Source organism: Allorhizobium borbori (genome assembly GCF_014196535.1).
Lineage (GTDB): Bacteria > Pseudomonadota > Alphaproteobacteria > Rhizobiales > Rhizobiaceae > Ectorhizobium > Ectorhizobium borbori.
Genome location: NZ_JACIDU010000018.1, coordinates 56,459 through 68,582, shown reverse-complemented (window position 1 = coordinate 68,582; position 12,124 = coordinate 56,459). Strand labels below are relative to the sequence as shown.

The following is a 12,124-nucleotide window of genomic DNA, read 5'->3' as shown; positions in this document are numbered from 1 at the left end:
TCGGGGTCCATCTTTACGGTTCCTTTGAAATTCACGCAGAAGCGCGCGCGACGCACATGCGCCTGTCTCCGTTTCAGGTCAAGCAGATTCTGCATCCATTCGATCCTGTCAAAATGAAACCCCCGAATGGCTGCATTCGGGGGCTATCACTCGTATTTCCGGCGACGGTCTGCTTACTTGCCGGCGGCCTGCATGGCATAGCCGTAGCTATCGAAGGTGTATTCAGCGACACGGAACCATTCGTAGCTCTCGTCGCGGAACTTCTTCCAGCCGGGATAGATCTTTGCCCAGGCAGGATACTTCTGGCTGTACTCGTCGTAGAGCTCGAAGGTCGCCTTGTAGGCTGCATCCAGCACATCGCGCGGCATCGGGCGAAGCTGAGTGCCCTTGGACACGAGCGAACGGATCGCATCCTTGTTCTTCACGTCGTACAGTGCCTGCATGTTGATGTTGGCTGCCTTGCAGGCGGTATCGAGCGCGGCCTTGTACTCGTCCGGAAGGGCGGCGTACTGGTCCTTGTTGATGAAGAAGTGGATGGTGAGGCCACCTTCCCAGAAGGCCGGATAGTAATAATAGGGCGCAATCTGGTAGAAGCCGAGCTTTTCGTCGTCATAGGGGCCGACCCATTCGGCGGCATCGATGGTGCCGCGTTCGAGCGCCGGATAGATGTCGCCGCCCGGAAGCTGCTGCGGCACGGCGCCGAGCTTGGCCATGACCTGACCGGCAACGCCGGCGATACGCATTTTCAGGCCCTTGAGGTCTTCGACGCTCTTGATTTCCTTGCGATACCAGCCACCCATCTGCGTGCCCGTGGCGCCGCCCGGCTTGCCGATCACGCCGTAATCCGAAAGGAAGGCGTCATAGGCTTCGTTACCGCCGCCGTGATAGAGCCAGGCGTTCTGCTGGCGGGCATTGAGGCCGAAGGGAATGGTGGAGCCGATGGCGAAGGTCGGATCCTTGCCCGTGAAATAGTAGCCGCACGTGTGGGCGATTTCGACGGTGTTGTTCTTCACCGCGTCAATGGCCTGACCGCCGGGCACGAGTTCACCGGCCTGAAATACCTGGATTTCGAACTTGCCGCCGGTGATGGCCTTCACCGCGTTCGCCATGACCACGGCACCGCCATAGATGGTGTCGAGGTTGTTCGGGAAGCCTGACGTCAGACGCCAGCGGATATTCGGCGACGACTGCGCAAGCGCCGGGGTGGCCAGTGTTGCGGCCGATGCCGCAGCCGCCGCGCCGGCCATTGCGCCGCCGGACAGGAAGCGTCTGCGGTCCATGCTGTTGCTCATAGGTTTCCTCCTCCTTTGAGAAATACCGGACATGACATCCGGAGATGGCCGGCCCCTCCCCTCGAAGGAGAGGCCGGAATTCGGATCAGGGTTGCTTCGCCGGCGCCCCGAAGGACGGTGCGGGCGCGCCGAACGAGGGCGCGGCAGGCGTTTCGGGGGCAGCCCCCGGGGCCGGTGGCGCGCCGAAGGCGGGGGCACCGCCGCCAGGTGTTGCAAAGGGATTGGCAAACGGGTCGGCGCCGCCGCCAGCACCCGGCATCGGCACGTTGATGTGCAGATTCGCAGGGTCAGCAACCTTGTGGCCGGACTTGTAGTGCATGACGAGGCCGGGGAAGGTGATCACGACGACGACCATGGCAAGCTGGATGAGCAGGTAGGGAATGGCGCCCAGATAGATCTGCGTCGATGTGACCGGCTGGATGGTCTGGCCTGTGACCCGGTCCTTGTAGGCACGGGTCGGCGCCACCGAGCGCAGGAAGAACAGCGAGAAACCGAAGGGCGGATGCATGAACGAGGTCTGCATGTTGATCGCCAGCATCACGCCGAACCAGATGAGGTCGATGCCGAGCGCATCGGCCACCGGGGCGAGCAGCGGGATGATGATGAAGGCCAGCTCGAAATAATCGAGGAAGAAGGCCAGGAAGAAAACCAGCAGGTTGGCGACGATCAGGAAGCCGATTTCACCACCGGGAATGGAGGTCATCAGGTGCTCGACCCAGACATGGCCGTTCACGCCATAGAAGGTGAGCGAGAAGATGCGCGCGCCGAGCAGGATGAACAGCACGAAGGCGGAAAGCTTGGCCGTGGAGTAAAGCGACTGCTTAACAAGGCCGAGCTTCAGCTTGCCGTTGGCGGCGGCCAGCAGCATGGCGCCGACAGCCCCCATCGCGCCGCCTTCCGTGGGCGTGGCAAGGCCGATGAAGATCGTGCCGAGCACGAGGAAGATCAGCACAAGCGGCGGCACCAGCGAGGTGACGACCTTGAGCAGCAGCTTGCTGCCGCGCAGCGTGCGCGCTTCCGGCGGCAGGGCCGGCACCTTGTGGGGGCTGAGGATCGACGTGCCGATGATGAAGAGCGAATAGACGGTCACGAGCATCAGGCCGGGCACTAGCGCGCCCTTGTACATATCGCCCACCGAGCGACCGAGCTGGTCGGCAAGAACGATGAGAACGAGGCTTGGCGGAATGATCTGGGCGAGCGTGCCAGACGCCGCGATGGTGCCGGCCGCGATCTTGCGGTCATAGCCATAGCGCAGCATGATCGGCAGCGAGATGAGGCCCATCGAGATGACCGAGGCCGCAACGACGCCGGTGGTGGCTGCGAGAATGGCGCCGACGAAGATCACCGCAAAGGCAATGCCGCCGCGCACCGGGCCGAAAAGCTGGCCGATCGTGTCGAGCAGATCTTCCGCCATGCCACTCTTTTCGAGAATGAGCCCCATGAATGTGAAGAAGGGAATGGCCAGCAGCGTCTCGTTCGACATCTGCCCGAAAATGCGGTCGGGAATGGCCTGGAACAGCGTAGCCGGCAGAAGGCCGAGTTCGATGCCGATGAAGCCGAAGACGAAACCGACGAAAGACAATGCAAAGGCAACGGGATAGCCGATCAGAAGAATGATGATCAGCGCCGCGAACATGATCGGCGCGAGGTTTTCAGCGAAAAATGCGGTCATGGTGTCATCCCCCTCACAGCGCCGCGGCTTCGGCGTCGGCTTCCGCCACCGGATCGGGAATATCCCCGCGCAGAATCGCGATGCGCTTGATGAGTTCGGACACGCCCTGCAAGGCCAGAAGACCGAAGCCGATCGGGATCAAGAGCCAGGCCGGCCATTGCAGCAGGCCGCCGGTGTTGTTCGAGACTTCACCGGAAGCGAACTTCTGCAGGAACACCGGCCAGGACAGGTAGACGGTGACGAGGCAGAAGGGCATGAGAAAGAAGATCGTGCCGAAGATATCGACGATGATCTGACCCTTGCGCGGCAGCTTGCCGTAGATCAGATCGACCTTCACGTGCTCGTTGGCGAGCAGCGTATAGCCCGCCGCAATCAGGAAGACTGCGGAAAACAGGTACCATTGCGATTCCAGCCAGGCATTGGAGCTGACGGAAAAAACCTTGCGGGAAATGGCGTTGAGCGCGCTGATCACGATCGCGGCAAGCAGAAGCCAGGAAATCGCCTTGCCGACGATTGCACTGAGAGCATCAATGGCGCGTGAAAGCGCCAGCAAAAATGGCATGGTGTCCCTCCATTCGAGCCCTTCGCTGCGGCACTCCTCAATGCGCGGATGCAGCGTGCGGTTCATTGATGGCGGGAGGATAGCGCCCGAGCGCCATTGCTCAAGGCCGCAGCCCAGGCGATTTGCGTGAACCTACCCGGAAGTGGGTAGACCGCCCCCAAGCCTTGTGTGCTGGAGGTGCGGGTGCTGTCTCACGACTTGAAAAGATGGGCCGCCATGTAATCCACGAAATGTCTCACTTTCGGGGAGAGGTATCGGCTCGTCGGCCATAGAGCCCGGAACGTGCCGGTACCGGCGATATATTTGTCGAGGAGAGAAACGAGTTTGCCTTCGGCAACTTCCTGAACCGCGGCAAAGGGGGGAAGGCAGGTGATGCCGAAGGCGCGTTCGGCGAGGTAGACGAGCGGCTCAAGCGTGCTCGTCACTGTCGTCACCGGAAGATCGAGCCGGATTTCACGCCCTTCCCGCACCAGCGGCCAGGGCTCCAACTTGCCGGAATTGGCGAAACGATGATGCATGCAACGGTGCTGGAGAAGATCCTCCGGTACGACCGGATACCCATGCTCGGCCAGATAGGCGGGCGAGGCGACGATGACATGCCGGAACGTTCCAAGCTTTCGGCTCATCAGGCGTGTGTCTTTGACATCGCCGGTTCGAATGACCGCATCGAACCCTTCCTCGATCACGTCGACGAGACGATCGGTGAAATCGAGGTCCACGTTGATCTCGGGATAAGCGCGCATAAAGGCAGAAATCGTCGGCATCAGCAACATGCCGGCGAGCGGCAGGCTGACGCGCAACTGCCCGCGTGGAACGGCCTGCGATCGCGATAGTCTCGCCTGCGCCTCCTCGAACTCTGTCTGAATTCTGCGGCAGGTGTCGAGAAAAAAGCTGCCGTCCTCTGTCAACGCCATGCTTCGGGTCGAGCGATTGAACAACCGTACGCCGAGGTCCTCCTCCAGCCGGGCGATGGCCTTTCCCACGGCCGATCCCGAAATGCCCAGGCGATGTCCCGCCGCAACGAAACTGCCGGCCTCCGCGACCTGGATGAAAATTCCGAGGGTTCCCAGCTTGTCCATGTACACCTTATTCCGGAATTTTTATCCGATATGTTGAGCTTTACCGCTCATTTATCCGCTATTTGCGGCCGGTTATCCAGAGCCTGCATGCCGATTGTCGCCATGCAGATCAAAGGAGACCGAAATGACATCCCTTCCTCTCGCCGCCTTCGCCAGCGCCCCCGCAGCAACCACCTTCATCGTCAATGTCATCCACGCCCATCCGGGCAAGCAGCAGGAAGCCTTTGAGAACATTCAGGATGTGGTGCACTACGTGGCCGAACGGAAAGAGGGATTTCTATGGAGCAATCTCGCCAAGAGCACCGATGGTCTCACCGTCGTGAATATCGAGGCGATCCAGGGTGCCGGCAATGTCGACGAGTTTTTCTCCGATCCCGTTTTCGTCGAAAAGTTCAAGCGACTGGATACGGTCTCCAGAAGCGAATTCCACACCTATTCGGTCGACGATCTCGTTCTTCCCAAGCTGAAGAAAGCTGAATGATCGCAATGACCGGGCTTCATTCGCGACACGATCTGTCGGGCCCGCATCGAGCCGGCGGTGGAGGATTTCCTCTGCCGGCGTTGATTGCGCTCGCCCTTTGCGGCTTCGTCACAATCCTGACCGAAGCGCTTCCCGCCGGACTGCTGACGCAGATCGGCGCCGATCTCACCGTGTCCACGGCCGCAGCCGGCCAAATGGTCACCATCTACGCGATCGGCTCGTTCCTGGCGGCCATTCCCCTTGTCCAGGCAACGCAGGGCATGCGCCGGCGCCCCCTGCTCGCGTCAGCCCTTGCCGGCTTCGCCATCGCAAACCTCATTACCGCCTTGTCGCCGTTTTACGCGCTGACGATGGTGGCACGGCTGGCCGCCGGCGTTTCGGCCGGACTTCTATGGGCGTTACTGGCGGGCTATGCCGCCCGCATGGTGCCCGATAAACAGAAAGGCCGGGCAATCGCGGTCGCCATGGCGGGCACACCACTGGCGCTTTCGATCGGGGTTCCCGCCGCAACCTTCCTTGGAACAACAATCGGATGGAGGGCCTGCTTTGCAATCATGAGCGTCATGGCCCTGCTGCTCACGGTCTGGATATGGGCAAGATTACCGGATTTCCCCGGACAGGTTCCGTCGCAAAAGACGTCGTTCCTCGCCATCGCCAAGCGCCCCACGATCAGATCGATCCTCTTTGTCACGCTGACATTCGTTCTCGCCCACAACATTCTTTACACGTATATCCGCCCTCTTCTTCACCCGGCGGAGATGAGTACAGTCACCGATGTCGTCTTGCTCGTGTTCGGTTGCAGCGCCCTGGCCGGCATCTGTATTGCCGGGATCTTGATTGACCGGCACATCTGGGCGCTGGCATTTACCAACTGCGTCACCTTCATCGGTGCAGTCCTCGTGTGGGGGCTGTGGCCGGGAGACCCTGCTGCGATTTATCTGGCTGTTCTGTTGTGGGGGCTATCTTTCGGCGGCGCGGCAACCATTTTCCAGACTGCGGCGGCCCGCGCAGCGCCACGTCAAACGGATGTGGCCCAGTCGCTGCTGGTGACGGTATGGAATCTGGCGATCGCGGGTGGCGGCATCATCGGCGGCGTATTGCTTGAACACAGTGGCGTCGCAAGTTTTTCACCTGCCGCCCTTGCGCTCCTTATGCCCTGCGCGCTTGTGGTCTTCGCCAACCGCCAAAGTGCATTCCGCTCCCATGAAGCAGGATAGGTGCAAGCCTGCCAGATTTCATGAAACGCCACGGCCAGAGGAACCGGGCAGCCTTCAAGGGTGCGCTCAGGAGATATCGTCTCCTGAGCCATTCTCGCCCCTAGAATTTGACATTGAGACCGACTTTCCCATTCAGGGTATAGCTTTCTCCGAACCGGGCTAGACTTGTATCGAGCATAGCCTCGCCATAAACGGCATACTTGTCATTTCCCCAATTGTAGGTTCCCCCGAGACCGAGCCCACCCCAGAGCGCATCCTGCTCGTTCCTGAGCGTAACGCCGGCAAGCCTGACATTCGAATGGGCGCGGAAATCGTAGTAGAGATTGGCGATACCGTAGGCATGGATGCTGCTTGTCTGGCCGCTGGCGTCCGTCCATCCTTCCTCATAGTCGGAGGAAATGCCGAGGCGCCCTTTGAGCTGACGGGCGTCGGCCAGCGAAACCGCACTGCCGAAAACATCGGTAAAGTCGTCATAGTCGATAGACGAATAGGTCAGTTGCGCCTGCGGTGTCACGGACCAGTTGGGAACAAGAGCAATCCGCTGTCCTGCTTCCAGTCCGAGTGAATAGCCGAAACCATCATTGCCGGAAACGAGCCTTGTGCCAGAGGTGGAGGAGGAAAGGTTACTGTCATACCAGGTGGTATTCGCCTGGGCATCGACATAAAAGCCGGTCTTGCCGTACCAGGTCATCGATCCACCCAGGCCGTAGCCCGTGCTCCTGATCGAACCATCGCCGAAAACCGAGGATACATCGGCCGAAACGGTGCCGTAGCGCGCCGAGATGCCACCGATCAGATCGCCGGCATCGCCGGAATAGAATCGTCCGTCAACCCCCGCCTGCAATTGCCAGAGGTCTGCATCATAGCTCGCCGCGGTTGTCGAAGACTTGGAATCGATGCTGGCATGGCTGCCAACGATCCGCCCCCACAGACCGCTTCCGGCATCGTCCCCACTGGGCGTGGTCGCGGCAACCGCACTGTCAGACCACGCGCGGTTGCCCAGGCGCTGTTGCAGCGTGTCGAGCGCATTGAAGCTCTGCAATACTTCTGCATAGACTTCGTAGACGGGGGCACCCGGCTGGTAGAGAGGCGTCGTGGGCGGATCGGAATCCAGCAGAAACGAACGCAGATACCAGTCGCCGTCGGTGGGTGTGCTGACCCCGCCCTGATAGAGGCGATAAGCATAAGCCCCTGCGACGACCGCCGGATCGCCCTCGAACGTGTAGTCGCCCGCAAGCGTGAAGCTTCCATCCGATGCGCCGGCGACATCGATGATCTTGATACCCTCGATCGTCTGCGCCCCGACACCGCCGACATTGATGACCTGGACATTGGTATTGCCCGACGTGTCTCCGGTGACGACCAGCTTGTCCGTGGCGGAACTGTCGTCCCCCAGTTCCGTCTCGATTTCCAGGGTTCCACCATTGCCAATGTAATTTCCGGAAACGGTCAGCGTGCCAATCGAATTGCCGGGTGCGATGACGCCGCCGGCAAAGTTGGCCGTGTCCCCCACCTGTCCGGTTCCCTGAAGCCGCCCGCCCCTGACGTCCATCGAACCGCCGAGAATGCCATTGACCGAGAGGATGCCGTTCTGGACCTGCGAGATGCCAGTGAGAGAGGAATTGTCGGTTGAGAGAATGGTCTTGCCGGTACCAATCTGGGAGACGCCCCCCGTTCCCGCAATGGTGCCGTCGAATGTCACGACATCCGAGCGGTTGAAGGCCAGGATGCCGTTGTCGGTCACGTCGCCAAGGATCGAACCCGTCGTTCCACCATCGCCGAGCTGCAATGTGCCTTCGGTGATGGTGGTGCCGCCGGTATAGGTGTTTTCGCCCGTCAGGGTCAGCGTGCCCGCCCCGTCCTTGGTCAAGCCACCAGCCCCGGCGATGACAGGAGCGATACCGATATCGTGGCCATTCGTATCGAATGTGCCACCACCGGCGCCCAACGCCACTTGCTGAGTGCCGTAGCTGGAAAAGAACCAGGCATTGTCAGCAATGGCACGAACAATGCCTCCATCGAGGGTCACATCCGCTGTTCCCAGACCACCACGGAACCCTCTGGTCTCCAGAACCCCGCGCGCGCCAGGCGTACCGTCGATGTTCAGAGTTCCTGTTGCATCCGTAGTCGAAATGCCAAGCCAAACGCCCGTGTTTGCAAAAACCCGCGCTCCATCTTCGATCGTCATCTCACCGAGCCCGTAATTGCCCAGAGTGAGGTTAAAATCCGTCACCTGCCAAGAGGAGCCGCTTCCCGTTACGGTGACACTTCCACTGATGCCGGCACTCGCACCGACATAGCCTTGATTGCTGGTAACGGTAGCGCCATTCTCGACACGCATGGTGCCCGCAGCATAGCTCCCGACCGTCAATTGTCCCGCGTTGCTCCATGTCGAGCCAAGGCCAGTCACGATAACATCGCCGGTATCCGAACTGCCGACAAGACCTAATGAGTTCGATACACTGCCACCGCCTTCAATGCGCAGACGCCCGTTGTTGATGGTCAGCCGCCCGGTATTTTCCCAGGAGGACCCTACCCCCGAGACCAACGCATCGGCATGGAACGATTGGCCCAGAAACGCATCGGTGTTGACGACAACCTTGCCGCCATCAAGGATGTTCAGGGTACCCGCGCCGCCATCTCCGACCGCAAAATAATCGTTGTTGATCCACGTCGATGCGTTGCCGCCAGCATCGGCGCCTGAGACGGTGGCGACACCACCGACAACACCGCTGCTGTTGGTGACAAGGCCGCCATCCTCGATCGTGAGCGTTCCGTCAGTGGTGCGTGTTTCCGTAGTCGTGAATGTGGACCCTGTCCCGGTTACGGTCAGCGTACCGCCGGGTTGTATGTTGATATAGTCGCCCTCGGCGGCGTTGCCGGAAATCACAGCATTGCCGGTCGTGACGTCGACAGAGGTGGAAGCATCCGGCACGGTCGAGGTGTCCCAGTTGCCCGCATCAAACCAGTCGTCATTCCCCGATGCGCCGGTCCAGACTGTCTGCGCAAGGGCAGGATATGTGGCACCAGCCATAAGGCAACCCAGCAAGACCACGCGCGGCAGGTGCAGATGGTACCATCTGACGAGAGGTTCGCCTTCGGGGCGAACTCGCATGGATGCGCTTGACGACAGGAGCCGCGTGTACGCGGCCGGGATCGGCAACGTGTGGGGAAAACCCCCGTGGTTAGGATCAACAGGCGTGACTTCCGGATCATGCACAGAATCCTGGAATTTGCGCATCGTTCTTCTCCTCGAACACAGACTTGAACGGACGCAAAACCAAACCTGATTGAAGAAGAACATCCCTTGGTTAATCGATTATGAATTAGCAACGCAATTTCTAGTAACGTCTTCTGGACGTCTTCGCGTGTTGCGATGCACAATGAAAGAAAATAGCAAGGTCCACGACTGTTGCGGACTGCACAACGACCTTCCCGATCAAGGCAAAGCCCCCCGCGACCCGAACCGACCAGGCTTCGCGCGCCTGGCCATTGTCATCGGTCTTTGATAACGCAGCCGCAGGGAGCGACTTCAATCTTCTGACCTGGGAGCAGATACGCCGAAGGTTTCCCATCGATGCGATGGAGCTCGCGCGGGCGTGTCTGAAGACGGGCGCGGGCTCAGGATTTCACTTTGCTATGATCAGCGAAGCGCCAGCAGCCTCAATGGCGCTGCTGATTTCTCTGGTGGGCACGCTGTCCGTGACGATACGCGAAATCCGGGAAAGCGGAGCGACCTCAAAGACGGCACGCCGGCCAAACTTCGTATGATCTGCAACCACCGTGACCGTCTCCACGCGGTCTATGATGGCCCGGGCAACCTCCGCCTCCTGCAGATCAAAGTTCATGACCCCCGCCGCATCGATGGCGCCTACGGTGAGGATAGCGTGCTGGGCACGAAACTTGGCTATCTGTTCGAGTGCCAGCGGTCCGAGGCTTTCTGCCGGTTCCACGCCATAAGCGCCGCCAATCAGGAACACCTTGCTGCTGCCGTTTCCGGCGATGATAGCGGCAATTTTCGGCGAGTTGGTAATGACCAGAAGAGAGGGAATGTGCGAAAGACTTTCGGCAACGGCCAGCGTTGTACTGCCCGTATCGATAAAGATGGTATCTCCGCGCTGAAAAAGCTGGCTCGCCGCATCCGCGATCGCCCGCTTACCGTCCATATTGTGGGTCATGCGCTGATCGAACGGGCTTTCAACGTCATCCGGAACGGATCTGTTGTCCAATGCCCGAGCGCCGCCGTGATATTTGCGGATGGTCCCCGCAGCCTCGAGCGCCGTCAGGTCGCGACGGACAGTTTCCCTGGATACATCCAGTTTCTCGGACAGATCCTCGACAGTTGCCAGACCAAGGCGATTGACCAGCGCAAGAATTTCCAGACGGCGTTCGTTCGGGCGCATTCGCTCGCTTTCAGGTTTATCAAGAGATAGCTAACGATATGACCGAATTCAGTCAACCTGCGTTCCGAGCAACAAGAGTTCCATCGAAAGACAGTCCGCCCCGGCTTTTTCCATAACCGGGGCGGACCGTCACATGCGTTTATCGCATCAACGAAAGCGGCACGGTCACAATTTCCGGGAACGCGACGAGCAGCAGCAGAACGATCGTTTGCGCAAGAAGGAACGGCATGACCCCCCAGGTGATCTTGTCCAGTCCAACCTTGCCGACGCCCGCAACCACATTCAGCACGTTGCCAACAGGCGGGGTCAGCATTCCCAGCGCGCCAGAAATGGTAAAAACGACGCCGAAATAGGTCAGGTCGATGCCGGCCTTCTTGCAGATGGGAATCATGATCGGCATCAGGATCAGCATGAGGGGTGTGAAATCGAGTGCCGTACCCAGAAGCAGCGACAGCATGATGATCATGAACACCAGCATGCGCGGACTATCCATGAAGGGCGACAGAAAGGAAACGATCTGGGTGGGAAGATTGGCGACGGTGATCAGCCAGGCAGACACCATCGATGTTCCCACGAGGAACATGACCACGGCCGAGGTTTTGCCGGACGCGACAAGCGCCTCGTAAAAGCCTTTCATATCCAGTTCACGATAGACGAACGCGCCGACTGCGGCTGCATAAACCGCCGCGATGACAGCCGCTTCCGTCGGCGTGAAAATGCCGACCTTCAGACCGCCAATCACCACGAAAGGCAGAAAAAGCGCCGGGATTGCCCGCCACAGCGACGCCATGGTTTCGGCACGCGGCTTTTTTTCAAGACGCTTGTAGTCGCCGCCCCGGGAAACGAAATACCAGGTCACCACAAGGGAAAGCCCCATCAGCAGGCCGGGAACGATCGAAGCGATGAACAGGCCGCTGATCGATATGTTTGCGACCGCGCCGAACACCACAAGCGCAATCGATGGCGGCACGATAGGCGCGATGATGCCACCTGCGGCGAGGAGACCACCGGAAGAACCGGCCGGATAACCACTTTGCTTCATCATCGGCAGCAGGATTGCAGCGAGCGCCGCACTGTCGGCGATAGCGGAACCGGAAAGGGAAGCCATCAGCAGCGACGCACAGATGCCGACATAGCCGAGACCGCCGCGGATGTGCCCGAAACCCGATATGGCAACATCGATAATCCGGCGGGACAGGCCGCCTCTGTTCATCAGTTCACCGGCAAGGATGAAGAAAGGGATGGCAAGCAGGATGAAGCTGTCGGTGCCAAGGATGAGGTTCTGGGCGACGATCTGGGAGTTGAAGAAATCCAGATAGAACATCAGTGCGACGCCGCACGCCGTCAATGCCCAGGCAATGGGAACGCCGAGCGCAATACAGCCCATGAGCGAGCCGAGAAAGACGATAAGGGTCAAG

9 protein-coding genes are annotated in these 12,124 nt (G+C 59.8%); 2 read left to right on the top strand and 7 right to left on the bottom strand.

The window, feature by feature from the left end; translation table 11 throughout:
* Positions 1–173: 173 nt before the first annotated feature.
* The 4 genes from GGQ66_RS18885 to GGQ66_RS18870 all read right to left on the bottom strand — a co-directional run bounded on the left by GGQ66_RS18885 (position 174) and on the right by GGQ66_RS18870 (position 4,605).
* Positions 174–1,292 carry a TRAP transporter substrate-binding protein gene (locus GGQ66_RS18885; protein ID WP_183794542.1) on the bottom strand — a complete coding sequence of 373 codons (1,119 nt, stop codon included), beginning with the start codon at positions 1,290–1,292 and terminating at the stop codon, positions 174–176.
* 85 nt (positions 1,293–1,377) lie between these two features.
* Positions 1,378–2,964, bottom strand: a complete 1,587-nt coding sequence (locus GGQ66_RS18880; protein WP_183794540.1) for a TRAP transporter large permease — start codon at positions 2,962–2,964, stop codon at positions 1,378–1,380.
* Positions 2,965–2,977: 13 nt separating this feature from the next.
* Complete coding sequence (locus GGQ66_RS18875; RefSeq protein ID WP_183794538.1) at positions 2,978–3,526, bottom strand: TRAP transporter small permease subunit; 549 nt, start codon at positions 3,524–3,526, stop codon at positions 2,978–2,980.
* A 191-nt stretch (positions 3,527–3,717) separates the two neighbouring features.
* Positions 3,718–4,605: a LysR family transcriptional regulator gene (locus tag GGQ66_RS18870; protein ID WP_183794536.1), complete on the bottom strand. Its 888-nt coding sequence runs from the start codon at positions 4,603–4,605 to the stop codon at positions 3,718–3,720.
* Between the two features lie 124 nt (positions 4,606–4,729).
* On the opposite strand from GGQ66_RS18870, the gene GGQ66_RS18865 reads away from it, so the two are divergent.
* On the top strand, positions 4,730–5,086 hold the full coding sequence (locus GGQ66_RS18865) for an antibiotic biosynthesis monooxygenase (RefSeq protein ID WP_183794534.1): 357 nt from the start codon (positions 4,730–4,732) through the stop codon (positions 5,084–5,086).
* Positions 5,083–6,303, top strand: a complete 1,221-nt coding sequence (locus GGQ66_RS18860) for an MFS transporter (protein ID WP_237358989.1) — start codon at positions 5,083–5,085, stop codon at positions 6,301–6,303. Before GGQ66_RS18865 ends, GGQ66_RS18860 begins: the two co-directional genes overlap by 4 nt.
* 100 nt (positions 6,304–6,403) lie before the next feature.
* On the opposite strand, the gene GGQ66_RS18855 is transcribed toward GGQ66_RS18860, so the two are convergent.
* From GGQ66_RS18855 to GGQ66_RS18845, 3 genes are all read right to left on the bottom strand, one after another.
* Positions 6,404–9,337: an autotransporter family protein gene (locus GGQ66_RS18855; RefSeq protein WP_237358988.1), complete on the bottom strand. Its 2,934-nt coding sequence runs from the start codon at positions 9,335–9,337 to the stop codon at positions 6,404–6,406.
* A 595-nt stretch (positions 9,338–9,932) separates the two neighbouring features.
* Entirely contained in the window at positions 9,933–10,706 is a 774-nt protein-coding gene (locus GGQ66_RS18850; protein WP_183794530.1) for a DeoR/GlpR family DNA-binding transcription regulator, read from the bottom strand.
* 139 nt (positions 10,707–10,845) lie between these two features.
* Complete coding sequence (locus tag GGQ66_RS18845) at positions 10,846–12,123, bottom strand: TRAP transporter large permease (RefSeq protein WP_183794528.1); 1,278 nt, start codon at positions 12,121–12,123, stop codon at positions 10,846–10,848.
* Position 12,124: the final 1 nt, after the last annotated feature.